Origin of the sequence: Streptomyces sp. NBC_01363 (assembly GCF_026340595.1) — a bacterium.
GTDB lineage: Bacteria > Actinomycetota > Actinomycetes > Streptomycetales > Streptomycetaceae > Streptomyces.
In genome coordinates this window covers 4,050,418-4,075,012 of record NZ_JAPEPF010000001.1, presented here as the reverse complement: position 1 = coordinate 4,075,012, position 24,595 = coordinate 4,050,418, and the positions used below count along the sequence as shown (strand labels likewise).

The window sequence follows — 24,595 nt, the reverse complement described above, 5'->3', positions numbered from 1 at the left end:
CGGCCGACGCCCCGGAACGTGGGGGCATGACTTTCGCTGACGAGGTGAAGAACGCCGTCACTCCACGGGCCGCACTGCTCGTCATCGGTGTGCTCGGACTGCAGCTGCTGTTCATCGCGTCCTACGTCGGGGCGTTGCACAGACCGAAGCCGACGGACGTACCCTTCGGCGTCGTCGCGCCCCGGCAGATTTCCGCACAGCTCCTCACCGAGCTGAAGAATCTCCCCGGCGGCCCGCTGGACCCCCGCGCGGTCACCGACGCGGCCACCGCCCGCGAGCAGATCCTCGATCGCAGGATCGACGGCGCCCTGGTCGTCAGCCCCCAGGGCACGACCGACACCGTGCTGGTCGCCTCCGGCGGCGGCACCTCGCTGGCCACCACCCTGACGAAGATCATCACGGAGGTCGACCGGACCCAGCAGCGCACCGTACGGTCCGTGGACCTGGCCCCGGCCTCCAACCAGGACTTCAACGGGATCTCGTCGTTCTACCTGGTCGTGGGCTGGTGCGTCGGCGGCTACCTCTGCGCCTCGATCCTGGCGATCAGCGCGGGCTCCAAGCCCGCCAACCGTCAGCGCGCGGTGATCCGGACCGGCGTCATGGCGCTGTACTCGATCCTGGGCGGAATCGGCGGCGCGATCATCATCGGCCCGATTCTCGGTGCCCTGCCCGGAAGCTTCTGGGGCCTGTCGGGCCTGGGCGCACTGACCGTCTTCGCGGTCGGCATGATCACCCTCGCCCTCCAGGCCCTCACCGGCATCGTCGGCATCGGCCTGGCCGTCCTGATCGTGGTGATCGCGGGCAACCCCAGTGCCGGCGGCGCCTACCCGCTGCCGATGATCCCGGACTTCTGGCGGGCCATCGGTCCCGCGCTGCCGCCCGGGGCGGGTACCTGGGTCGCGCGCTCGATCGCCTACTTCAAGGGCAACGCGGTCACCGGCCCCCTGCTGGTGCTGTCCGCGTGGGCGGTGGTGGGCACGGCCGTCACACTCCTGGTCGCCATGCGCCGCACACCGGAGGAACTCACCGGCGAGCGGCCACCGTTCGGCTCGAATCCCGCCTGACCAGGCCTCCCGGGCGCGTCATTTCAGGTGCTGCGCCAGCTTCTCCAGCCGGCCCGCGAGCGAATCCCCCTGGGCCGCGACCTTCGTGGCCTTGCCGGACCAGAAGTCCGGGCTCGTCAGCCGCCCGTACCGCACGGCCCACGCCGCCGCCTCGCGGTCCAGCCGCTCGGCCTTCATCCGCATGTCGGCCTCCGCCGGTGCCGCCAGTACGTTCAGCTCCTCCACCAGGCGTTGGACCTTCCGCACGAGCGGGCTGGTACGCGGACCGGACCGGCGGTCCGCACCGGCGGCGGCCCGCCGACCGGGAGCGTCCGCCGAAGAGCCGCGCCCGGGAGCAACGGACGCTTGAGCAGGGGCGTACCGTCCCGCGGGGGCCGCGGCACCGGCCGGTCCACCCACAGGACCCGGAGCCGTCCCCACAACGGGCCCGGCGTGGAGAGGCGGAGGCGTACGATCCGTCGCCCAACCCGCAGGCCCTCGGGCGTCATCGCGCAGGCGTCGAGCGGCACCCAGTCGGTGCTGCTCCGCGCCCCTTCCGCCCTGATCCGGATACGCCGCTCCACCCCCTCAGTCCCGAAACGGAAGCGGAGTACGTGGCCGAACGTCCCGTACATCTCCGCCATGGTCTCCGGGTGGGCGGAGTTGGAGCGCGACGCGGCAAGCCTGGACTGGGTTTCACGGACCCGGAAGTCGACGGCGTCACCCGGCCCCGTACCCAGATCACGCAGCACGGCCCGCGCGTCGACACCGCTCCTGCGGGCCCAGCGGGCGAGGTCCTGCTTGATGAAGAGGTGGTCCGCACTGTTCGCGCCATTGGCCTTGCGCCGGCAGGAGGTGTTCGGTGCGTGGGCGAAGTGGCAGACCTTGTCCACGTAGAGCCGGTCGGACAACTTGTTGCCGCAGCCACCGAGCTGGGTGCCGCACCAATAGCTGTACGTCGGATGCCGCCGACGCAGGCGCCGGAGCTCGTCGGCCTCTTGCGGCAGAACGATGCCCAGGCCCGATGCGGCGCTCCCGATGACCGCGGTCTGCACCAGCCGACGATCCGACTCGGCCATGGCGCCCCTCCCCCGAATGGTTCACACAATCCACTCTTTCCTGCACATGCATTGAAGCATGCACGCAGGTCACGATAAAGATCGACTCGATCCGGGCAATGGGCTGACCAGGCACTCGGTCTTCGTCCGAGCTCCCGGAAATGGCAGGAACTACGGGACAGCCCTCAGCTCTCGCCGGACACGGCCGAGACCAATCGGGCGAGCGACACGATGACCAACAGGAAATGTCCCGAGAGAGGCACGATCGCCGCCACCTGGAGAACGGCGAACGAGACGCCGCGCTGTTGCCCCGGACGGGACGAACCGCCCCTGGCCGTGAGCCGGATCCCCCATACGGCGCCCATCAACGCAACGAACGCCAGGTAGTCCGGAGCGGCCTGGAGCAGAAAGACCGGAACAAGCAGAAGGTATGCCCCGCACAGACGCTGCGCCGCCTTCTTCTTCCGCGCCGCCTCGTTCTTCTGCGCCGACGTCCGCGCCGGGCCGGGAACCGCGCCGACTCCGTGGCTGCGTCCCTCGGCAGGCGGTACGGGCGCGGTGGTCGACCCCGGTGGGAAGTCACCGCCTCGGCCCGTGTCCGCGGGCCTGGGCCGGGCCGGCTCGGCCGGTGGTGGAGGAACGGGATCCGTCGACGTGACCACGGCCGTCGGCGCCGACGTCGGCACGAACCGGGCGGCGTCCGCCTGCGTCACCGCGTGGCTGATCTGTTCCCGTACGTACTCGATCCGCGCGCGCATCGCGTGTGCGTCCTGGAACCGGTCCCCCGGATTCTTCTCCAGCGCGCGGGCCACCAGCGCCTCGACCGTCTCCGGCACCCCGACCCCCACGGATGCCAGGGTGGGTGCCGCCGTGGTGGCGTGCTGGTAGCCGATGGAGATGTGCGAGTCGCCGTCGAAGGGCAACTGACCGCTGATCAGCTGGAACAGCATGACGCCCACCGCGTACAGATCGGATCTGCCGTCGATCGCCCGACGGCCTTCGAACTGCTCGGGGGACATGTAGTGGGGAGTTCCGATCAGGCCACCGGTGGCTGTCAGTACGGTCCCTCCCGACCCCGGCCCCGACACGTCCAGTGCGCGAGCGATACCGAAGTCCATCACCTTGACCGCACCGTCGTCGGCCACGACGACGTTGGAGGGCTTGATGTCACGGTGCACGATTCCCGCGGCGTGACTGGCCGTCAGCGCGGAGAGCACCTCCGCGGTCAGTGCAAGGGCCCTGTCGAGCGTCATGGCCCGGCCGGAAGCCGCGTACTCCGCGAGCAGCGCGCTCAGCGTGGCACCGCGCACGAACTCCATCACGAGGTAGGGAATCAGCCGTTCGTCCTCGAACCGCTCCTCCCCCGTGTCGTGCACCGCGACCACGCAGGGGTGGCTGAGCCTGGCCGCCGTCCGGGCCTCACGTCGGAACCGCGCCCGGTACTGCTCGTCGTGGGCCAGGGCGGGCAACATGGTCTTGACGGCGACCGTCCGGTTCAGCGCCGTGTCGTGCGCCTTGTGAACGGCAGCCATACCGCCCTGGCCGACCTGCTCCTCGATGCGGTAGCGCCCGCCCGCCAGCACCACACCTGTCCGGATCGGTCCGGTCGCGCCCACCACTGTGTGCTCCTCCCCCGACACCCCGGCCCGGAGCCACCGGGCGGCAGCGAACGGGCAGGGCGGCCAACGAGTATATGGGTGCGGTGACTGCCGGTGGCCGAAGGAGCCGGCCGGCGACGGAGTTGACGGCCGACGTGATCGACTCGCGGCCCGTGCACGCCGCGTCCGCTGTCGGAGCTCGGGGCCTTCCGGGCGGAAAGACCTGGCCGATCGGGAGATGAGGAGCTACGCTGCCCCGCGATGACAACTCACTCCGATATCAGATCGGGGGACCCGTCCGCGCAAGGTGAGTACTGATGCTCACTCAGGCCGCGAACAGGGATTCCCGCCTTTCCTTCTGGCTGCGCGTGCGAGAGTTCGCCGTGCCGCCCTCCATGATCGAGACCGCGACCGCCCGCCGGCATGCCGGCGACTGGGCAGGAGCGTGCGCCGCCGCAGGCCTCGATGTCGATCTCGACCCACGGTCCGTGGCACGCACCCACGGCCGGGAACTCGCGTCCCGGGCCCGGGACGATCTGCGCCACCTGGCTCCTGACCTGTTGCGCTGGCACCTGCCGAGGATCGCTCCTCGCGGGCTGCTGCGTCCGGGCCTGACGATCGGCAGCCCCGAGAAGTCGGACGGCTCATGCACGCTGGCGATGACCGTGGTCAGCGGAAGGTCCAGGGAGGCGGCGAGCTGGGTCAGGGCGGCGGTCTTGCCGATGCCGGGCTCGCCCCACAGGAGTACGGGCAGATCGGCGGCCACGGCCAGCGTCAGCGCCTCCAACTGCATGTCCGAGCTGCCCGAGCGGGGGGATCTGCGTCAGGCCGTGCTCGACGGTGTGGTGGCGGCGGTCCGCAATCGCCCGGAGAAGTCCCGCTGGGACGCGGCATGGGCGCTCCTGGTCCGGGCGCTGGAGACCGGAGCCCCGGACGTGGTGGTCGTCCCCGCGACCACGCTCGCCTCGTTGCGCCAGGAGGACTGGGACGTCCCGGCATCGATCGAACAGCTCGCCGGAGCGGTGTCCCTGTCCCGGCGGGCGGACCGGGCGGCTGCCCGGACGGCGGACCGGGAAGCGGTCGCCGCGAAGGCCGGCCGATGATCCCGGACGCGCCGATGGTCCCGGACACAGCGATGGCCCCGGACGCACCGGGAACACTGGACCTCGACAAGCTCTTCGCCGCCCGGCTGCAAGCCGTCCGGGCCCGTCCCTACTTGGCGACGGCCCTGTTCGCCCTGGGTGTCGTGGAGTCGCGACGGGTACCGACGATGGCCGTCGACCGGCACTGGCGGTGCTATGTCTCGCCCGGTTTCGTGGACCGGACCCCGGTGGAGGAACTGGCCGGGGTCTGGGTGCACGAGGTGTCGCACCTGCTGCGCGACCACCACGGGCGCAGCGACCGGGTCGCACGGGAGCGCGGGCTGACCGGCCCCGCGGAACGGCTGCGGATGAACATCGCCGCCGACTGCGAGATCAACGACGACGTGTTCGGTGAGGGGCTGGCCCGGCCGGAGGGCGTCGTCGATCCGGCCTTCCTGGGGCTCCCCGAGGGCCGGCTCATGGAGGACTACCTGCGCCGGTTCCGGCTCGGGCCGCATACGCAGGACCTGGCCTGGCTGGACTGCGGCAGTGGCGCCGACGGACTGGAGCGGGAGTGGGACCTGGGGCCGGACGGCGCGCACGGCCTCAGCGAGCAGGAACGGGACGCGGTCCGGTTCCGGGTGGCGCAGGGCATCACCGGCCGTCCGGGGAACGCCTCGAAGGGGTGGAAGCGGTGGGCGGAGAAGGCCTTCCACCCGCCGCAGCCGTGGCGGGAGTTGCTGGGTGCGGCGGTACGTTCGGCCACCTCCGGGTCCGGCGCGGGCGAGGACTACACGTACGGCCGCCCGTCGCGGCGCTCGGCCGGTGTGCCCGGCGCCGTGCTGCCGAGCCTGAGGCGCAGACCGCCCCGGGTCTCCGTGGTCATCGACACGTCCGCTTCGGTCAGTGACACCGAACTGGGCAGCGCGCTCCTGGAGGTTGCCGCGATCTCCCGCGCCGTCGGCGGCCGTCGCGACCTGATCACCGTCCTTCCGTGCGACGCGGCGGCCCGGGTCGCGCATCCGCTGTGCCGTGCCGAGGGAATCCCGCTGGTGGGCGGCGGGGGCACGGATCTGCGCTCAGGCTTCGCCAGGGCCCTCCGGATGCAGCCGCGGCCCGATGTCGTCGTGGTCCTGACCGATGGCCAGACCCCCTGGCCGAGCACACAGCCGCCGTGCCGGACGGTGGTGGGCCTGTTCCCCCGGTCGTGGGACGAGGACGACGATCCCCACTACGTCCCGGGCTCCCCGCCCGAGTGGGCGCGAACGGTCGTCATCGGCGCGGATCCCGGGAGGCGGTGAACCCGCGGCCGACGTCGCCGACCGGTCGTACGGGTCCGGTACGGGTGCCGTACGGGACTCGAAGACCGCGGGCGCCGAAACGGTGCTGTGGGTCGGTCAGGGCGAGTGGGCGGCGTTCGTGGGCCTCGCGCGCGGTTGGCGGACACGCCCTCGCCCTCGCAGGGCAATACGCCTACGGCCTGCCCGGCGTGCGACGAGAGGGCGTGGGCGGAGGCACCTCGGTGGGATCGTGCAGCGTACGGACGATGATGTCGCCCCTCGTGTGTCCGGCGACGGTCGCCGCCTCGGCGTGGTCACGGGCCGCCTGCTGCAAGGCGTCGGCCACCACCCGGGCGGCCGCGGCGGTGCCGTCGTGGCCGGTGCGGTAGAGCGTCCGTGTGATCTGGCTGCCGGTGACGGGCAGCGTCGTCACCGTCACCTGCTCCAACTGGGCCGCGAAATGCGCCGGCAGGACCGCGGCCCCGAGCTGCCCGGCCAGCAGCGTCTGGACGGCGATCATGTGGTCGGCCAGGTGCTCGACCGACGGCACGACCCCGTGGACGCTCGCGAACCGGGCGAAGGCACGGCCACGAGCGGAGTGCGCGGGGGCGCTGATCCACGGACGGCCGGAGAGTCCGGCAGCGCCGGTCGGCACGTCCCAGGTGGCCGGGACGACCACGCGGTAGTAGTCCTCGCTCAGCACCTGCGCCCGCACCGAGGGCGGCAGCGGCAGCGCGGTGTCCCGGTCGTCGGTGACGACCAGGACGTCCAGCTCGCCCATCCGCAGCTGCCGCAGGCCGTCCTGCAGCCCGGCCTCCACGAACCTCGGTTCGACCCGCGGATGCGACCTGGCCAGCAGCCGCAGCGCCCGGACCGCGATCCGGGCAAGCACCCACGACGTGGCCCCGATCGCCACCGGCCCCTGGACGCCCTGCTGGTTCACGGAGCCCAACTGCTGTGCCGCGGCGGCGAGCTCCTGACCGATGCGGTCCCCGGTGGCGGCGAGCATCCGGCCGGCCGCGGTGAGTTCCAGCCGTGGGCCCGAACGGTCGACCAGTGGCAGGCCCACCTCTCGTTCCAGGCTCGCCAGTTGCTGCGAAACCGCCGACCGCGTATGGCCGAGCACGCGTGCCGCCGGAGCGAGGCCGCCGCTCCGCGCGATCGCGCTCAGGACCAGCAGGCGCCTGGGGTCGAGGTCCATGCGCGCTGCCCTCCTCCGTGTCAGGGGATGTGCCACGGACTGTACCGACGCACCGCCAGTCCCTCTGTCGAGGGGGGTTAAGCACTGCTGTGCAACGGGGCTGCCTCGCGGCCCTACAGCTGCGAGACTCACCGATATCCCGAGGGCTTCGGCCAGCATCCGCCCTGGCACAGGCATGCCCGAAGCCCGGTCATGTCCCGTTCACAAGGAGGCCGCACATGGCCAGTTCCGTTCCGAAGCGCGTCCGAGTGTCGTCCGCCCCGCGTCCCGGTCGGCCCCCGGTCGCGCTGGCCGTGGTCTGCGCCCTGTTGGGACTGCCCCTGGTGTCGGCCTGCGGCCCTGCCACCGACTCGTCCAACGGCCCTGCCGCCCCCACTGCCCGGAGCGGGCCCTCCGACGGCGGCACCCACGGGAACAACGGGAACGACAGGAACAGCGGGAACAACAGCAGCTCGTGGGCGCTCAGTGCCCCGCAGGTCGCGGCCGGCTATCCGCAGGGTCAGCCACCGGCGGACATGGTGCGGAGGTTCAACGACGACACCCGGAAGAACGCCGCGCGTCTCGACGTGTCCGGCACACCGGTACGCGCCTACTACGACGACCGGGCGGACGGCGCGTGGATCTTCTACACGGGGGTCACCGGCAGCGGCTTCGAGCCCGACCACCTGCACGACATCCTCAACCAGCTCCCGGCGGTCCACGACGACGGCGCCGGCGACCGGACCACCACCAGCGCCATCGACGCCAAGCCAGGCCCGCACGGCGGCCGGGCGATCTGCAACACCGTCCTCCTCCGGACCGACATGCTCGCCACAGCGGTCTCCACCTGCTCCTGGTTCACTCCGACCACCGCCGCCGGCGTCACCCTAATCGCCAAGGCCGACGGCACCAGCACCAAACTCGGCTTCACCGCCGCCGATGTCGCCCCGATCATGCGGGCGATCCGCTCCGAGGTCGAGATCCCGCGACAGTAGCGCCGTCGGCCGGCACCGGACGGAATGACGAGCACGCCCCCCGAACACCCCTTGCGGTTTCCCAACGCACCGTCCCGGTAAGGGGTCTGATGAGCCATCATCGAATCGGGTGGGAAAAGACGGGCACGCGGTGCCCGCACCTTACGGAGGAGGCGCCAAGTGCGTAGTCGGGTGCGCGCGGACGACGGGCGGCATCTGGTGGTGGAGCGTCTCGGGGATCCCCGTGGCAGACCGGTCTTCCTGCTGCACGGGATGCCCGGCAGCAGGCTCGGTCCGGCTCCGCGCGGCATGGTCCTCTACCAGCGCAAGACCCAGCTGATCACCTACGACCGGCCGGGCTACGGCGAATCCGACCGGCTGCCGGGCCGCTGCGTCGCCGATGCCGTCCAGGACGTACGGGCCATAGCGGACCACCTCGGTCTCGATCGGTTCGCCGTGGTGGGCCGGTCCGGTGGCGCCCCGCACGCCCTGGCCTGCGCGGCGCTGATGCCCGAGCGGGTGACCCGTACCGCCGCGCTGGTCGGGCTGGCCCCGTGGGGGGCCGACGGTCTCGACTGGTTCGACGGGATGGCCGCCTCCAACGTGCTGGCGTACTCCACCGCGGCGGCCGATCCGGACGGGCTCGCGGAGTCGTTCATCTCACGGTCCGCGGTGATCAGGAAGAACCCGGTCCGGCTCATCGACGATCTGCGCCAGGAACTGACCGAATCCGACCGGCTGGTGGTCAACGACGCCGGGGTCCGCACCATGCTGCTGCGCAACTACCGTGAGGGGCTGCGCACTTCCGCCTGGGGCTGGATCGACGACGCGCTCGCGTTCAGCAATCCGTGGGGGTTCGACCCCGCGGACATCACGGGTCCGGTGATGCTGTGGCACGGCGAGAAGGACGTGTTCTCGCCGGTGGGCCACTCCCGCTGGCTGGCCGAACGCATCCCGAACTCCACCGTCGTGGTGGAACCGGCGGCAGCGCACTTCGACGCCCTCCACGCGCTGCCCAGGATCCTGAACTGGCTGCTGGACCCGCCCGCCCGCTGAGCGACGGGCGGGCGGGTCGGGGAGCGTCCGGCGGCGGCCGGACGCTCCTCGGGCTCATACCGCCATCGGTTCCAGTTCACGCTCGAACCGGCGCTCGTCCCGGGCGATCCGGCTCATCGGATGGTCCTCGCCGAGCTGCCGGGACAGCTCCTCGGCCGATTCCGCCCGCAGCCGCATCGCCTCGTCCTTGCGCCCCATCGCGTCGAGGGTGACCGCCATGTTCGACTTCATGGCCAGCGTCTCCGGGTGGTGTGCCCCGAGGACACGCCTGAGCTGTCCAGCCACCTTCCGTTCGGTTTCCAGCACGATGTCGAGATTGCCCGTCTCAGCCGTCGCGTTGGCCAGGTTCATCACACAGAACAGGGTGTTGGGGTGCTCCGGCCCGTACACCTCGCGCATCGAAGCGACCACCCGGGTCAGTACCCGTTCCGACTCCTCCACCTCGCCGGCCCCCAACTGGTAGACGCCGAGGTTGTTCAGGGCGGCCAGGGTGTACGGGTGCTTTTCCCCCGGCACCTTCATGTATTGGTCGACGACCTCCTGCGCGGTGTTCCTGGCCTCGGTGGTCTCGCCCGCCGCGTACAGGTCCGCCGCCATGTTGAGGTCACAGGCCAGCGACTCCGGGTTGGCGGCTGTGTACTTGGCCCGGTACCTGGCACGGGTGGCCACCGTGAGCCTGCGGGCGTCCTCCAGCCTGCCCGCCCGGCGCAGCGACACCGCGAGGCTCTTCGCCGCGCTCAGCGTGCCCGGGAAGGCCCGGCCGAGCGTTGCCTTGTAGCTGTCGTACGTGCGGCTGAGGATGCCGACCGCGTCCTCGTACCGCCCGACGTCACGCAGGTCGCGGGCCAGGTTCATGGCCGAGGAGAGGCTGTACGGGTGCTCCGCGCCGAGCACCTCGACCCGCTTGTCGAAGACGTCCTGGTCGATCTCCCTGGCCCTGGCGTACTGCCCGATGGACCGCAGGGTGAACGCCAAGTTGTTGGCCGCCGCCAGGGTCCTCGGGTGCGAATCGTGGAAGATCTGATTGAACCCGTCGGTCGCCTCCGTCGCCAGCTCGATCGCCCTGGTGTACTCACCCAGCGTGCCGAGGTCGGTCGCCAGGCTGCTGGTGCTCATGTACGTGTGCGGGTGCTCCGGTCCCAGGACCTCCTGCTGCATCGTCAGGGTGATCTCGTCGAGCTCCTTCGCCTCCACATATCGGCCGCGCGAACGGTAGACGTTGGCGAGGTGGAAACAGAGGTAGAGGTACTGGATGTCCCGCTCCCCCAGCGTCTCCTTCCAGAGGGCACGCAGTTCCTCGCCGAGGGCGGCGGCGGTCCTGAAGTCACCTCGCTTCCAGAGATAGCGAACCCGGTCGATCAGCAGCCTGCGGGCCTCGGGCTCCTTGCAGTTGCGGGCATCGGACGGGCCGAGGTGCGGCCAGATCGTGGCGAACTGCGTCCAGCTCGCAGGGTTGTCGATCGGCTCGTTCTCGTCGTCGGGCCGGGCGCCCGCCAGGATGCGGTGGACGGCGTGCCGGGCGTCCCGCTGCTCCTCCTCACTGAGCTGCGCCCGGATGACGGCCTGGACGAGCCGGTGCACCTGGATGGAGTTGGAGACCTGGTCGACCTTGGCGAGGGCGAACCGGCCGATCTCCCGGATGACCCGGCCCAGCACCAGCTTCTCCTGGAGCGAGGCGTCGTACGGCTTCAGCGCGTCGATCATCTCCTTGCTGTACAGGAGGTTCCCGGAGATCGGCTCGGGGGCGAAGAAGGCGCAGAGCTGGAGCAGCCGCACCGCGGCGGGCGAGCGCTCCTTCAGCCGTTGGATGGAGATGTTCCAGGTCGCGGCGACCGGCTCCGGGTAACCGGCCGGCTGGTTGAGCGCCAGGACCTCCGGGGCCTGCCGGGCCAGTTGTTCCAGATAGGTGTCGATCGGAGTGGCGGTCTCCGCGATCCAGGCCGCCGCCTGTTCGACGGCCAGCGGCAGGTCACCGACCGCGGTGGCCACCTGGGCTGCGTCCTCGTCGCTCAGCCCCGGGGCCCGGCGCTGAAGGTGTTCGATGGACTCCTCGCGCAGGAAGACGTCGACGGGCAGGGCGTCGCCGTGCTGGGACCAGGCCTGGTTCCGCGAGGTGACCAGAATGTGGCCGGAACCGCCCTGCGGGAAGTAGCGCCGGAGCCGTTCGGGGTCGTCGGCGTTGTCGAAGACCAGCAGCCAGCGGTCCGAGGGCACACCGCGCCGCAGCAGGTCCACGGCCTCCTGGGAGGCCGCCGCCATGTCGTCGCCGCCCTGGGCGCCCAGCCGGACCGCGAGCTCGGCGAGCGCGGCCACCACGTCGTCGGTCTGCTCGGACGATATCCACCAGACCAGGTCGTAGTCGGCCATGAAGCGGTGCACGTACTCCAGGGCGACCTGGGTCTTGCCGACGCCGCCGAGTCCGTACAGGGTCTGCGGCTGCGGCAGCACGACGGCCATGCCGCCGCCGAGCTGGTCGCGCATCCGTTCCAGGACCAGGGAGCGGCCGGTGAAACCGGGGTTGCGCGGCGGAGCGTTCCAGATCCTGGGGACGGTGCCCGGGAAGCGCGGTCCCGGCGACACGGCGTCGGTGAGCTGTACGGGCCGGTCCAGGGCGCGCAGCAGGGCGGCGGTGGCGTGCACCTCGTCGAGCCGGAAGAGGTCGACGGGGTTGCGGTCGATGTAGGGCGCGGACAGCCGTACGTCACCGACCCTGAGCGGCAGCAGATGACGTCGGCCGCCGCCGGGGTCCTCCGCGACGGCCCGGTCCCAGAGGTTCACCGCGCGCTGCGACTTGAGGTAGGCGCTGGAGAGCAGCACCACGGTGCGGGTCGCGTTCTCGGTGGTGATCTCCGTCGGCTCGGCGGTCTCCCGCTCGGCGGACACATCGCGCGGTACGACACGGAAACCGGCCCGGGTGAGTACGGATTCGATCCAGTCGGCCCACATCCGGTTCTCCGCCACATAGCTGAGGAAGAGATCGGCCGGCAGCGCGGGCCTGCGCCTGGTGAACGCGTCACGGATGCGCAGCCGTACCTCTTCGCCGACCGGTGGCATCGAGGTGATCTGCTGGTCGGTGATGACGGAGGTGAGCCGTTCGAAGGCGGAGAGCAGGGAGTTGGTGAGGCCCGCCTCGTCGCCGAAGGTCGCGAGGGTCTCCTCGTAGGCGTAGTAGGGGCGGTACGGAATCTCCACCGCACCCCAGTAGGCGGTGAGTTCGTCCCCGGACAGGTCGCGCGGCAGCCGGTCGAACTTCAGCCGGGCCAGCGCCCGTCCGGCATCCGCCTTCTCCTTCTCGCCCTCGTCGATGCGCATCGGGACGGGGAAGATGGAGATGGGGCGGCCGGTGTAGCGCTCGGAGATCTGCCGGGCGACGGAGGCGGCGCCGTCGATGGACTGGTCGCTGAGCGTGAAGCAGTCGACGAGGACATCGGGGAGGTGGACGGTGCAGATGTCGGCGATGTCGCTGAGGCCGGTCCGGCTGTCGATGAGGACGTAGTCGTAGTTGGCCTTCATGTCGTCGCGCAGGGCGTCGAAGAAGTGGCCGCCGCCGAGGCGGTCGTAGAAGTTGTCCCAGTCGAAGGTGGAGACGGTCGCGGAGTATTCGCGGTTCTGCCGCCCGGCGGAGACGAAGTCGAGCGTGCCGCCCTGCGGGAACTCCCAGCCGAGTGCCTCGGGGGTGAGGGAGACGGCGTGCGGCTGGATACGCGCGTAGTCGCGGTGCCAGTCGTCGGCGCGCTGGACGGGGCTGGTCGCGGCCCACGCGTACTCGGTGATCAGATCGATGACGCCGGTGGTGGCACCGAGTGTCGAGGGGTCGAGGAACGGGTGGAAGAACCGGTGGAGCCCCGGCGCCTCCAGGTCCCAGTCGACGGCCAGTACCCGTTTTCCGTTGGCGGCGAGTATCCAGGCGGTGTTGGCCAGGGCCATGGTGCGCCCGGTGCCGCCCTTGTACGAGTAGAAGGTGACGATGCGCCCGTCACGACTGGCCGTCATCCGTGTCCTCCGCATCCGTCGCAGGGTCGTGTGTCTCGGGGGTGTCGTTCATCTGCGCCATCGGCCCCATCAACCGTGTCCGTTCGGTGTGTCCGCCGCCGGTGGCGGGCGGGTAGACCGCCGCATGTCTCAAGTACTGCTGGGCCGCCACTTCGACCACCTGCGGCAGGATCCGCCCGAAGGCGTCCATGCTGGGTACGCCTCTGGCTGCGACGCGGCAGTAGGCCCGCCCCTGACGCATCTTGGCCGGCATGGTCTGTTCGAGTTTCTCAGTCAACTCGGCTTCGAAGGCCCTGCTTTCGGAGTCCTCGCGGTTCCACGGCACGACCATCGTCACCCAGGGACGATTCTCGGCGTCGAAGGCGGCAAGCCGCCTTCGACGCTCCTCGTCCTGCAGGGCCCAGCGGTCGACGAGCAGGATCTCCGGTCTGCTGGGAGGCTGTTTGCCCTCCGGGTGCCCGGACTCCTCGTCGAAGGAGGAGACGGTGACCTGGTAGTTGAGGGAGCGCACCAGGTCCTGGGCGACATAGGCCAGGGGGCGGGCGGCGGCCGGGTGGTAGGGGTTCCAGTCCTGCGGATTGTCGCCGTAGTAGTCGGCGTTGCGCCCCTCGGGCAGGTCGTGCCGTGTGGGGGCGGCGATGGTCACCTGCATGGGACGGGGTCCGCCCACTCCGCTGTTCGGCGGGCCGAAGGCGCTGGGAGCCAGCCGGTAGTCGACGGGGCGGCCGGTGCCGAGCCTTATGGTGTCGGCGACTGTGACGATGCGCTTGGCGAGTTCGTACACCGCGCGCTCGTACTCTTCCTCGAAGAGCTTGAGTTTGATCAGCCCGTAGAGCCCGTCACTGACATAACGGTCGCCGAAGTCACGGTGGTTGAACTGTAATCGCTCGGCCGGCCCGGGGAGCTGGCTCGGTGGTAGGGGTACCCAGAGCGCCGGGACGATCGCCTCGGCGCTCTGGTTGGAACGGGCCCGGTGATGGATGGCGCGCTGAGCGAAGGCGTACCACTCCTTGCCGCACATCTCGCTCGCGAAGTAACGCGGCGAAAACAGCGGAACAAACACCCGGCAGGTGGCGAGCGCCTCACCGAGCCGTTCCGACCAGCCTTCGCCGGAGCGTATCTCGCGGTCGATGAACCCCGCGGGCGCACCCGCGGGGAGATCGGTCAGGGCCATCACATGGCCGCAGAGATCCTGGAAGAGCCGCTCGACCCACATGTCGGGGTCCGTTCCACCGCCGTACCCCGGTGTATGCGCATAACTCAAGAAAAAGTACGGCCGATGGTCCGCCGCTCGCTGCTGCGTTGTTGCGTGCACACGACCCCCGTCCTGTGTGAGCACCCGCACCCGAGGAGTGATGGTGAATGCGAGCGAATTCATCATTCCGGAGCGGACGTTGCTCCACCCCCATGGCGTTCGGTCATTCAACGCCATTTTTCAGTCATACGTTCCCAGGTTCCGTCGATCATTCCTTGATCGAATCGGGTCTGCGCCTGCTCCTCCCGGTTGCCCCGTGCGTACGGACGGCCCGGCCGACCCGGAATGCGATCCTCAGATCTCTTTTCGCATCCGGTCCAGCAACCGTTTCCCATCGATGGTCAGTTCGGCGGCACCTTCCAGAGTGTCGAGGGCCTGCGGTACACCCTCCAGGTAGCGCGGGTCGAAAGCCCCCAACGCCATCCGTTCATAGGTGTCGGCCAGCAACCGGGAAAACGGAACTGGTTGTTCCTGCCAGGGAATCCGATGTTCCCAGGAGCCGTCCGCCGCGTAAAGATCCGTGACATCCCGAAGCGCCCGCAATTCGGCCCGCCGGAAACCGCGCAGCAGGGCGAACGCCATTTCCTCGGAACTTCCGTCCGAGGCGATCCCCAGCGCGCCGTATCCGTGCCGCCCCACGGCGGGCTCCGCCGGGGCCAGGCCGGTCAGCGGGGTGAGGGTGGTGAGACGGCCGGCCATCTCCTCGGTGCGCCCGGGAGCCTTCGCCTCGATGAGTGTCCATGCCTCGCCGATCCTGGCCGCCAGGCCGGCGGCGGCCCGCTCGTCGAGCGCTCCCGCGGCGGGCAGGGCGAAGCAGTCGCGGTACGGGTCGAGGTCGTCGAGCACGAAGCCGGCTGCCGAACCGGGTGTCGGGATCCGGCGCAGCGGCCGCCAGCCGGGACCTGCCACCTCCGGCCGTACGATGCGGCGCTCGGCCGCGTCGCCGCCTTCCCGCCGGACGAGGAAGCCGTCCTCGGTGGCACGCAAGAGCGCCGTGCCGCCCTCCCCCTCGTCCGCGATCCGCAGTTCACCGAGGCCGGGGAGGAAGATCCGGCCACCCGAGAAGGGCATCCGTACCAACAGATCCAGGCCGGTCCGTGCGACGGCGACCGCGAGGTACGCCGACATCCGGCGCGTCACCCGCATGGCCCCGGGCCGCTCGTGGACCAGTTCCATCGCGTCCAGCAGCCAGGTGCGCGCGTACGGGTGCGCCAGCACCTCGTTCAGGCCGCGGGCCCCCTGCTCGGACGCCTCGATGCCGGCGGCCAGCTCCCAGGCGGCCTCCCACTGCTTGCCGCCGTGCTGTCCGATGTCGACGTTGAGCAGGGCGAGCAGAGTGCGGGTGAGGTCTTGTTGGGCGGCGACCAGTTCGACGGGCTCGGTCACCGCAGGAGCGACGAGGGCCGCCGCCGTACGCGCCTCGATGCCGCGCACCAGTGCAGCCAGATCGGCGCAGTACACGGACGGGTTGTCGAATGCGTCGGACGGTCCCGTGGACCTGTACCGGTGCGTGTACAGGCCGCCTCCGCACGAACGGACGACGGGGCATTCCCGGCAGGTCTCGCTGACGCCGGCCAGCCCGAGCTGGCGGGCCCGCACCCCGGGGTGGGCCGCGACCTCGTCGAAGGCATGGGTGAAGACATCGAATCCGGTGGCCGCCGCGCCTTCGTAGGCGCTCTTGAGCGAGTCGACCTGCTCCAGCTGGCCGTCGGTCTCGACAACGACGAGGTCCGTGGGGGCGAGCCCCAGGGACTCCGTGAGGCTGGGGCCGCCGCTCAGCGTGGACAGCACCGAGGAGAACAACCGCACCGGCACCGGGCGTCCCCGCTCCTGCCAGTGGTCGAAGACCGCGAGAAGCCAATCGGCGTAGGCGGTGGGGGAATCGTCCGGACGGGGCGGCGGATCGTCCCAGGTGGCATGCGGGAGCAGGAAGTCGATGAGTGGCGGGTCGAGCTCGGCGAGCGCATCGAGAACCGCGCGCGGGTCGTTCGCGATGTCGACGGTGCACAGGAGCCCGAGGTAGAGATGGCGGTATCGCTCCTGCCGGAGCAGCTCGACGGCCTTGAGGACCAAGGCGTGGCTGCTGCGCCCGTCGGCGTAGCGGCGGTGTCGGTCGTTGGCGACCCGGTCACCGTCGAGGGAGATGCCGACCCTGACGCCGAACTCGTCGAAGAGGTCGAGATAACGCGGGCTGAGCTGGACTCCGTTGGTGTGGATACGGAGGTCGAGCTCCGCGACGCCCTCGAAGGCGGAGGTGAGCTCTTCGCAGACGCGCCGCAGCCGGGCGGGGCCCGCCAGTAGGGGCTCCCCTCCGTGCAGGATCACTGACACGGAGGGCAACGCATGCGTTGTGGCATGCTCGGCCAGGCGCTGAGCTGTCCGGAAGATGACGTCGTCAGAGATTGCTTTAGGGCGGGTACGCCAGCTCTGATCTGCATGTTCGTAGACGTAGCAATGATCACAGGCGAGATCGCACCTGCTGTGCACTTTGAGCACAATTTCGCGGAATGGGACCAGGGGTCCTGTCATTCCCTCAGTCTAGCCAGCATGTAACGCAAATCAGAGCGCGGAACTGAAGGTCGACGCCAGGCTGTGGCGATCGGCCGAGGCAGAAAATACCCGGCCAAGCTTCCTGGCGGCTTCTGCGGTGCGGGTGTCGATCTTGGAGAGCGGCACCGAGTCCTTCTTCGCAACAGCGAAGGGGCGAGGGGATTCAGAGATCTTCACGGCCGTCCTTGAGGGGAGTTTTCCGGATCAGGGAGAAAAGCAGCCAGTTTCTGTATGAACACAGTGCCCGGCGGCACGACTTTACCTCTCTATCCCGGCTGACGCACCGCAGTGATCCTTTCTTCGTCCCGATGCAGTACAGGACTTACTCTTCCCGCTCGAACAGGCCTCATCACGCCGCGCAAGTCGGGGGAAACCCGAGGGAAACACAGGTGGGGCAGGTCATTGGGGGGGGCGAACCCGGGCCCGCCCGTGCCGCCCCGCGGCAGCACGGGCGGCTCACGTCCCGGCGGGCGTCAGTCGGCCACCGGAGCGACCTTGTCGGTCCATACGCCCTTCAGGCAGTCCATGGTCCGCTCATGGGTGTCGCCCACGACATCCGTAACCCTCACACGGACATAGAGCGACTGGACCCGCTGGGCAAAGGATTCGGAGAACGCACCCACCAGCACCGTGTCATGACCTCCCACGGCTCCCATCAGAGGAAATCCGGCACCGAACGCGATGAGCCGGAAGTCCTCCCCGACGACGAATCCGGCCTCGGTCAACTCGGCCACGGTGTCCGGCACGCTGCTCCACCGCGCGTCGGCCGAGTCGTCCGCACCCTGCATGACCACCCTGATGTCCCATGATTCGATCACGGCCATGTGCTGGCCGCCGTTGAGTATTCCGACGCGCCACGCAGGCGCCTGGGCGGTCAGCAGTCCCTTCGTCCAGGCAGCCCGCCAGCCCAGGTACGGCCTGACCGTGCGGGCGTACTGCGCGCGTGCCAGTACGGCCCCCAGCGAGACCGCCAGCAGACTTCCCAGCACCTGCCCATCGATCAGCTGCAGACGCCACGGCCACTCGGCCTGCGCCTCGGCCGACACGTTGACCCGGACCGCTTCCCAGACGAGCAGTGCGGTCAGCAGGCCGAGGAGCACGAGCGGCGCGGTGAACAGCAGAGGGCTTCGGCGGACCCGACGCTGAGCGTCGGACAGCGGATCCACGTTCTCGCTGTATCCCTCAGTCATCCCTGATCCTCCGTCAGTCCGTCGCGAGACACATACTGGACGTCAACACGCCCAGCAACAAGGTCTGTTGGACCACATTGCCACAGTGTCCCGGATCGCACGAGGGGGGCCTTACCGGGGACCGAAAAGCACCACTGACGCCCCAGGTCCATTGCCGCGCCCGACGGTGCACCTCTACGCTCGTGGCCCCATTCAAGTCACCGAACGAGCATGCCCATAACCGCAAACGGGAGTGAACATGACGGCGCTTCCAGGGCCGCTCCAGAGCATGGTCTTCAGGAACGCCGATCTTCCGGCGCTCTTTCACCACACGGACGGGATAGCCGTCGCGAGGCAGCGGGAGGCGGTGAACACCACCCGCATTCAACTGATTCTCCTGGTCACCGGGGCCGTACCGGCCGCACTCCCCTGGCACGTCGAGATCGCTGACACGTTCCAGCTCTCCGATGCCGTCGGCGTGTTGGCCTACCTGGGCGTCCTGATCACGACGTACCTCTCCGCCCGGCGCAAAGCAAAGTCGCATTGGCAACTCAACCGCTCGGCGGCGGAGTTCATCAAGTCGATGTGCTGGCGCTACTCGGTGCACGGATCACCGTTCGACACCAGCACCCATCACCCGGAGGCGGTGTTCGCCAATCGCCTCGAAGAGGGTCTTCAGGAACTCCGCAAAGTGGGGTGGGCCGACCCCCGCGACCTGACGGCGGATTCGGGCGGGCTGATCACCGGCTCGATGCGCGAGTTGCGGGAGAAGGCGTTCACCGTACGCAAGGAGACGTATGTACGGGACCGGCTGATAGAGCAGAGAAGTTGGTACCGCAGGCGCCAGGAGGTCTCCCGGCGGGCCACCCTGGTCTGGTCGACCACGATTGCGGCACTGACCGCGCTCGCCCTGGTGTTCGCCGTGCTGAGGATGTTCTCCGTCACCCAGTCCTTCGCCCCGACGGGGGTGCTGTCGGCAGCGGCGGCCGCCTGTCTGGCGTGGAGCGAGATGCGCCGGCACCACCCGCTGATCTCGGCCCACTCGCTGGTGGAGCAGGACCTGGAGGCGATGCAGGTGGCGATGGAGACCACGCTGACCGAGCGTCAGTGGCCGGGGGCGGTCTTCGAGACCGAGCGCATCGTCTCCCCGCAGCACACCGACTGGCTGGCCCGGCACCAGATGTGAGCCACCGGCCAGCGGCGGACCGCCCGTGGCCGGGCTCGCGCGCGGCCCCTGGCGCGGCGGACGGTCAGGTGCGCTCCACGCCCGCGCGCCAGATCACCGTGACCGGGCGGCCCAGGCTCCGGGCGTACGTCACGATGTCGCCCGTTCCGCCGAGGCCGCGGGCCGGCCGGCCGTCCCACACCGCGAGCAGCCGGTCGCAGTGGTCGGCGATGTACGCGCCCGCCGCGTAGTACGCCTCGTCGGTGGAGTGCGGGTAGCCCAGCCGGACCTCCCGGGCCGCCCGGCCCTTGAGGGCCCGGTAGCGGGCGAGTTCGGCCGCGTCGGCGAAGCAGGATTCGTAGTCGCCGCTCGGGATGACCACGGTCAGGTCCGCGCCGCGGGCCAGGGCGAGGTCGGCGAAGAGCTGGTCCGCTCCCACCGCCAGGCTGGAGAGGGCCTCCAAAGAGCCTTCGAGGCCGCCGAGCGCCGCCCGTAACCCTGCGAGCACATGGGCGTGGGCCTCCTGCGGGATGGTGCGATGACCGGTCACTCCGATGCGTTTCACGGACCTGGAACCCCCTGAGGTGTCTACCGGGGGCTCCGGAGGGAATCCCTCCGGTTGGTACGGAACCCGCCCCCGTCGCTCCTGCGTGACCGACCTGCCCCACATCCTCTCAAAAGCCGCGGGGTGAACGGGAGCCCCCGCCCGGGATTCGGACGGGGGCTCTCGCTCGGTCGGCCGCTTGTTCGAGGGGCGGACCGGGGGGTGCCGGTGCGTCAGTAGACGCTGACCCCGTACGCGCTGAGCGCCTCGGTGACCGGCTGGAAGTACGTGGTGCCACCGGAGGAGCAGTCGCCGCTGCCGCCGGAGGTGAGACCGATCGCGTTGGAGCCGGAGTAGAGCGGGCCGCCGGAGTCGCCGGGCTCCGCGCACACGTTGGTCTTGATCATGCCGTAGACGATGTCGCCGTTGCCGTAGTTGACCGTGGCGTTGAGGCCCGTGACGGAGCCGCTGTGGGTGCCGGTGGTGGAGCCGCGGCGGGTGACGGACATGCCGACCGCGGCATTGGCCGCGCCGGTGATGTCGACGCTGCCGACGGTGCCCTCGTGGGAGACCGAGGCGTTGTCGTACCGGACCAGGCCGTAGTCGTTGGTCGGGAAGCTGGAGTCGACCGTCGGGCCGATGCTGGTCGAGTTCGACGAGTTGGTGTACCAGGGCGGGTTGCCGTCGGTGCAGTGACCGGCGGTCAGGAAGTAGTAGGTGCTGCCGCTGCGGACGTTGAAGCCGAGGGAGCAGCGCCAGCCGGGGGCGTAGATCGCGTCGCCGCCGGAGAGCAGTTTGCTGATCTTCCCCGTGGTGCGCTCGATCTCCAGGGCGCCGGCGTTGGCTCCGGCGGACTGCTTGATCTGCTCGATCTCGGCCTTCGAGACCGTGCGGTCCGCGGTGACCACGAGCTTCTTGGACACCGGGTCGATGTTCCATGCGGTGCCCGCCACATCGGCGCCGAGCACGGCGTCGCTCGCGGCGGAGAGCTGCTGGGCGCTGAAGGTGGTGTTGGTGTCGGCCTGGGCGCTGGGGACGGCCAGTGCGGCGACGGCGACAAGACCCGCGGCGATGGCGACGGTCCTGGTGCGTCTCACGGTGCTGCTGAGGGGGGTGGTGCGCTTGATCCTCACTTTTCATTCCTCCCGAGGGGAAGTCGGGGGTCCGCCTGTGGGGTGGTCGGACCCGTGAGGCGCAGTCGTCGGCACGGCCATGGGCCCGCGATGCGGACATACCGTGCCCCTGACAAGCGCTGCTCGGGAGTATTCAAGGCGTCAACTTGTGGCGCAAGAGGGCCTGCCGGCCTGAACCTGTCGCACCGCACGGGAACGGCCCAAGCAGCGCATGGGCTGCCTGGGTCGCTGTCCCGACGGAATATGGCGGTGCGTCAGTTGTCGACGCGGTTGCGCTCCCCCGCCTCGACGGCGACGGAAAGGGTGTTGCCGGGCGGCGGGAAGGGGCAGATGAAGTGGTCCGCGAAGGCGCACGGCGGCAGCAGCGCACGGTTGAGGTCGACCGTCACCCTGCCGTCCTCGTCGGGCGCCGCGGGCCGCAGGAACCGGAAGCGGTAACTGCTGTTTCCGCTGGTGGCATCGGCGAAGACCGCCCAGAGCGAGCCGTCGGGCTCGACCGCGACATGCAGCGTGTGCTCCGTGCCGTCGACCTCGAAGGCGATCTCACCGTCGAGTCCGAGACCGCGCTCGACCCCGTCGGCGTTCTCGACCCGGACCGTACGGGCGCTGTCGTACGGGCGGAAGGTGCCCGGGAGCGCCCAGCGGGCGTCGTACGGGGTGGCCTCGATGGCCCGGAAGGCGCGCCGCGCCGGGGAGTCCGGGTCGAAGTCCCGTACCGCCCAGAGCCCTTCGCGGCTCAGCACGACCAGCCGCCGCTCGCCGTGCGCGACGCGGGACTCGTCGATCGGGCCGCGGTCGGCGGTGAGCCGGACCTGGCCGGTGAAGGGCTCACCATCGACGGTCAGCCCGTCCGCGGCGGAGGCGCTGAGCACCAGCTCGTCGCCGTCCTCCCGCCACTGCCCGGGTACCTCGGGGATGCTGCCCTCCGGGTAGTCGGAGAGCCAGTGGGTACCGGTGAGGGAGAGCGGCCCGTAGGGGCCGGCGACCGTGGCGGTGCGCTCCTCGTGCCAGTGCTTCCAGTCCTGTGCCGCCTGCTCGAATCCGTGCGGCTGCGGTGCGTCCGTGCTCATGCGATCAACCTTTCCATACCGGCTCGGCGAGCCCGAGATGCGACCGCAGCGTGGGACCGGTGTATTCGGAGCGGAACACCCCGCGCTCCCGGAGGAGCGGGACGACCCGGTCGACGAAGTCGTCCAGGCCGCCCGGGGTGAGGTGCGGTACGAGGATGAATCCGTCGGCGGCGTCGGCGGCGACGAACTCGGTGAGCTGCTCCGCGACCGTCCGCGGGCTGCCGATGAAGGACTGCCGGCCGGTCGTCTCGATGACGGTCTGCCGGATGGACAGCCCCTTCTCCTCGGACAGCGCACGCCAGCGCGCCGCGACGGCAATGGGACCTCCCCTGCTTGAGCGAAGTCGAGAGCTCGGGGAAGGGTCGCCGTGCTTGACCCGGCCCTGGACCAGCGAGGATTCGGGGTCCGGGTCGATGTCGGGCAGCGGCCCGTCGGGGTCGTACGAGGAGAGGTCACGGCCCCAGATCTGTTCCAGGGCCAGCAGCGCCGTCTGCGGGGAGACCTGTTGGCGGCGGATCTCGGCCGCTCTCTCCTGGGCCTCGGCGTCGCTGTCGCCGAGTACGAAGGTGACCCCGGGCATGATCTTCAGCTCGTCGGGTTCCCGGCCGTACTTCGCCAGCCGCGCCTTGACGTCGGCGTAGAAGGTGCGGCCCGCCTCCAGGGTGCCGTGCCGGGTGAAGACGACATCGGCGGCCGACGCGGCGAACTCGCGGCCCTCCGGGGAGTCCCCGGCCTGGATGACGACCGGGTGGCCCTGCGGGGAGCGCGGGACGGTGAACTCGCCCTCGATGGCGAAGTGCTGCCCCCGGTGCCTGAACGGGCGCGGGGCGCCGTCGGGGGTCCAGGCGTCCCACAGCTCGCGGGCGGTGGCGACGAACTCGGCGGCCCTCGTGTAGCGGTGGGCCCGGTCGAGGTAGCCGCCGCGCCGGAAGTTCTCGCCGGTGAAGGAGTCGGAGGAGGTGACGACGTTCCAGGCGGCCCGGCCGTCGCTGAGGTGGTCGAGGGTGGCGAGGCGGCGGGCCAGTTCGTACGGCTCGTTGAAGGTGGCGCTGACGGTGGCGGCGAGGCCGAGCCGGTCGGTGACGGCCGCCAGTGCGGCCAGCACGGTGAGGGACTCAGGACGGCCGACCACGTCCAGATCGTGGATGCGGCCGTTGCGCTCGCGCAGCCGCAGCCCCTCGGCGAGGAAGAAGAAGTCGAACGTGCCGCGTTCCGCGGTGCGGGCGAGGTGTTCGAAGGAGGAGAAGTCGATCTGGCTCCTGGAGCGGGGGTCCGCCCAGACGGTGGTGTTGTTGACGCCCGGGAAGTGGGCGGCGAGATGCATCTGCCTCGTCGCGGTGCTCATGCCCGTCCTCCTTCGAGGGCGTACCGGTTGGCGGGGCGGGCCAGCCCCAGGTGCTCGCGCAGTGTGCCGCCGGGGTAGAAGGTGCGGAACAGGCTGCGGTGCTGGAGCAGGGCCACGGTGCCGTTGACGATCCGTTCGAGGTCGCGCCCGGGGGTGATGGGCGTGAGGTGGAAGCCGTCCGCCGCTCCGCCGCGGTGCCACCGGGCGATCAGTTCGGCCAGGTCCACCGGACCGCCCCGGTAGTACGAGCCGCCGGCGGCGAGCGGTGGTCCGCTCTCCAGCCCCGGTTCCGGGGCGGTCTCGGCATCGCCGAGGTCGACGGTGAGCGCGACCAGGACCCGGAGCGTGTCGGGGTCGCGTCCGTGCGCCGCCGCGCGCCGGCGCAGATCGGCACGGGCCGCGGCGGCCTGCTCGGGGGCGGTGGCCCGGACCAGGACGACATCTCCGTGGCGGGCCGCGGTCTCCCGGGCCGGGCCGCTCGTCCCGTCGACGACGGTGACCGGGTGTCCCTGCGGGGGCCGGGGCACGATCGCCGGGCCCCGAACGGAGAAGGAGGCGCCCTCGAAGTCGACGTGGTGCAGCTTGTCGCGGTCGATGAAGCGTCCGGTGGCGACGTCCCTGATCTCGGCGTCGTCCTCCCAGCTGTCCCACAGTCGGGCGCCCACGTCGGCGCTCTCACCGGCCTCGCGCCACAGCTCGTCGGCGGGCGCCGCCGGACGCCGGCCGAAGAGCCGGGCCTCGGCCCCGGTCGTCGACACATCGATGTTCCAGCCCGCCCGGCCGCGGCTCACCCAGTCCAGGGTGGCCACGGCGGACGACACATGGAACGGCTCGGTGTGGGTGGTGGTGACGGTGGGCACCAGGCCGATCCGGCCGGTGGCGGGCGCGACCCGGGAGAGCACGGCGAGCGCGTCGAGTCCGGGTCTGGCGAAGGAGTCGCCGAGCGTGACGAAGTCGAGGGCGCCGTGCTCGGCGAGCCGGGCGAGACCGATGTAGTGCCCGGGGTCGTAGCGGGGCGGACCGCCGATCTCGGCGGCCAGGTGGAGGGGTGCGGTGGCAGGCACGGGTGATACCTCTCAACAATCTCGTGGGGCTCTCGC

Annotated in this window: 19 protein-coding genes and 3 pseudogenes; 7 read left to right on the top strand and 15 right to left on the bottom strand. The window is 70.4% G+C overall.

The window, feature by feature from the left end; genetic code table 11:
- Positions 1 to 26 precede the first annotated feature (26 nt).
- Positions 27 to 1,064, top strand: coding sequence for a DUF3533 domain-containing protein (locus tag OG611_RS18765; protein WP_266421391.1), 1,038 nt, complete (start codon positions 27 to 29; stop codon positions 1,062 to 1,064).
- A gap of 18 nt (positions 1,065 to 1,082) precedes the next feature.
- On the opposite strand, the gene OG611_RS18760 is transcribed toward OG611_RS18765, so the two are convergent.
- The 3 genes from OG611_RS18760 to OG611_RS18750 form a co-directional block, all read right to left on the bottom strand.
- Positions 1,083 to 1,289 (bottom strand): hypothetical protein, encoded by a 207-nt coding sequence (locus tag OG611_RS18760; RefSeq protein ID WP_266421389.1) that lies wholly within the window; start codon positions 1,287 to 1,289, stop codon positions 1,083 to 1,085.
- Positions 1,277 to 2,122 carry a competence protein CoiA family protein gene (locus tag OG611_RS18755; protein WP_266421386.1) on the bottom strand — a complete coding sequence of 282 codons (846 nt, stop codon included), beginning with the start codon at positions 2,120 to 2,122 and terminating at the stop codon, positions 1,277 to 1,279. The genes OG611_RS18760 and OG611_RS18755 overlap by 13 nt, the downstream gene beginning before the upstream one ends.
- Before the next feature lie 164 nt (positions 2,123 to 2,286).
- Positions 2,287 to 3,720: a protein kinase gene (locus tag OG611_RS18750; protein ID WP_266421383.1), complete on the bottom strand. Its 1,434-nt coding sequence runs from the start codon at positions 3,718 to 3,720 to the stop codon at positions 2,287 to 2,289.
- Positions 3,721 to 4,016: 296 nt separating this feature from the next.
- Between OG611_RS18750 and OG611_RS18745 the strand changes: the two are divergent.
- Positions 4,017 to 4,319, top strand: a pseudogene (locus OG611_RS18745) (hypothetical protein); the annotation flags it as partial.
- Here the strand turns inward: OG611_RS18745 and OG611_RS18740 are convergent.
- Positions 4,313 to 4,492 (bottom strand): annotated as a pseudogene (locus OG611_RS18740) (AAA family ATPase); the annotation flags it as partial. The pseudogenes OG611_RS18745 and OG611_RS18740 overlap by 7 nt on opposite strands.
- Before the next feature lie 7 nt (positions 4,493 to 4,499).
- On the opposite strand from OG611_RS18740, the pseudogene OG611_RS18735 reads away from it, so the two are divergent.
- Positions 4,500 to 4,802 (top strand): annotated as a pseudogene (locus OG611_RS18735) (AAA family ATPase); the annotation flags it as partial.
- A 14-nt stretch (positions 4,803 to 4,816) separates the two neighbouring features.
- Entirely contained in the window at positions 4,817 to 6,082 is a 1,266-nt protein-coding gene (locus tag OG611_RS18730) for a VWA-like domain-containing protein (RefSeq protein ID WP_266421380.1), read from the top strand.
- A 172-nt stretch (positions 6,083 to 6,254) separates the two neighbouring features.
- On the opposite strand, the gene OG611_RS18720 is transcribed toward OG611_RS18730, so the two are convergent.
- Positions 6,255 to 7,262, bottom strand: a complete 1,008-nt coding sequence (locus OG611_RS18720) for a LysR family transcriptional regulator (RefSeq protein ID WP_266421378.1) — start codon at positions 7,260 to 7,262, stop codon at positions 6,255 to 6,257.
- Between the two features lie 218 nt (positions 7,263 to 7,480).
- On the opposite strand from OG611_RS18720, the gene OG611_RS18715 reads away from it, so the two are divergent.
- Both OG611_RS18715 and OG611_RS18710 read left to right on the top strand, forming a co-directional pair.
- Entirely contained in the window at positions 7,481 to 8,236 is a 756-nt protein-coding gene (locus OG611_RS18715; RefSeq protein WP_266421375.1) for a hypothetical protein, read from the top strand.
- Between the two features lie 159 nt (positions 8,237 to 8,395).
- Positions 8,396 to 9,271, top strand: a complete 876-nt coding sequence (locus OG611_RS18710; protein WP_266421372.1) for an alpha/beta fold hydrolase — start codon at positions 8,396 to 8,398, stop codon at positions 9,269 to 9,271.
- Positions 9,272 to 9,325: 54 nt separating this feature from the next.
- Here OG611_RS18710 and fxsT read toward each other — a convergent pair whose 3' ends face one another.
- The 5 genes from fxsT to OG611_RS18685 form a co-directional block, all read right to left on the bottom strand.
- On the bottom strand, positions 9,326 to 13,264 hold the full coding sequence (fxsT, locus tag OG611_RS18705) for an FxSxx-COOH system tetratricopeptide repeat protein (RefSeq protein ID WP_266421369.1): 3,939 nt from the start codon (positions 13,262 to 13,264) through the stop codon (positions 9,326 to 9,328).
- Positions 13,248 to 14,603, bottom strand: a complete 1,356-nt coding sequence (fsxC, locus tag OG611_RS18700) for an FxsC protein (protein WP_266426016.1) — start codon at positions 14,601 to 14,603, stop codon at positions 13,248 to 13,250. Before fsxC ends, fxsT begins: the two co-directional genes overlap by 17 nt.
- Before the next feature lie 210 nt (positions 14,604 to 14,813).
- Complete coding sequence (gene fxsB / locus OG611_RS18695) at positions 14,814 to 17,048, bottom strand: radical SAM/SPASM protein FxsB, inactivated metallohydrolase extension form (RefSeq protein ID WP_266421366.1); 2,235 nt, start codon at positions 17,046 to 17,048, stop codon at positions 14,814 to 14,816.
- Positions 17,049 to 17,078: 30 nt separating this feature from the next.
- Positions 17,079 to 17,246 carry an FXSXX-COOH protein gene (locus OG611_RS18690; RefSeq protein ID WP_266421364.1) on the bottom strand — a complete coding sequence of 56 codons (168 nt, stop codon included), beginning with the start codon at positions 17,244 to 17,246 and terminating at the stop codon, positions 17,079 to 17,081.
- 296 nt (positions 17,247 to 17,542) lie between these two features.
- A complete protein-coding gene (locus OG611_RS18685) occupies positions 17,543 to 18,259 on the bottom strand; it encodes a hypothetical protein (RefSeq protein WP_266421361.1) in 717 nt (238 codons plus the stop codon).
- Between the two features lie 268 nt (positions 18,260 to 18,527).
- Between OG611_RS18685 and OG611_RS18680 the strand changes: the two genes are divergently transcribed.
- Positions 18,528 to 19,424, top strand: a complete 897-nt coding sequence (locus OG611_RS18680) for a DUF4231 domain-containing protein (protein ID WP_266426013.1) — start codon at positions 18,528 to 18,530, stop codon at positions 19,422 to 19,424.
- Between the two features lie 64 nt (positions 19,425 to 19,488).
- Here the strand turns inward: OG611_RS18680 and OG611_RS18675 are convergent, their stop codons facing one another.
- From OG611_RS18675 to OG611_RS18655, 5 genes are all read right to left on the bottom strand, one after another.
- The gene (locus OG611_RS18675; protein ID WP_266421360.1) at positions 19,489 to 19,968 is read right to left on the bottom strand and encodes a hypothetical protein; all 480 of its coding nucleotides are present in this window, start codon (positions 19,966 to 19,968) and stop codon (positions 19,489 to 19,491) included.
- A 212-nt stretch (positions 19,969 to 20,180) separates the two neighbouring features.
- Positions 20,181 to 21,080, bottom strand: coding sequence for a S1 family peptidase (locus OG611_RS18670; RefSeq protein WP_266421357.1), 900 nt, complete (start codon positions 21,078 to 21,080; stop codon positions 20,181 to 20,183).
- Between the two features lie 254 nt (positions 21,081 to 21,334).
- Complete coding sequence (locus OG611_RS18665) at positions 21,335 to 22,150, bottom strand: DUF1684 domain-containing protein (RefSeq protein WP_266421355.1); 816 nt, start codon at positions 22,148 to 22,150, stop codon at positions 21,335 to 21,337.
- Between the two features lie 4 nt (positions 22,151 to 22,154).
- Complete coding sequence (locus tag OG611_RS18660) at positions 22,155 to 23,474, bottom strand: NtaA/DmoA family FMN-dependent monooxygenase (RefSeq protein ID WP_266426010.1); 1,320 nt, start codon at positions 23,472 to 23,474, stop codon at positions 22,155 to 22,157.
- 17 nt (positions 23,475 to 23,491) lie between these two features.
- Complete coding sequence (locus OG611_RS18655) at positions 23,492 to 24,559, bottom strand: LLM class flavin-dependent oxidoreductase (RefSeq protein ID WP_266421352.1); 1,068 nt, start codon at positions 24,557 to 24,559, stop codon at positions 23,492 to 23,494.
- Positions 24,560 to 24,595: the final 36 nt, after the last annotated feature.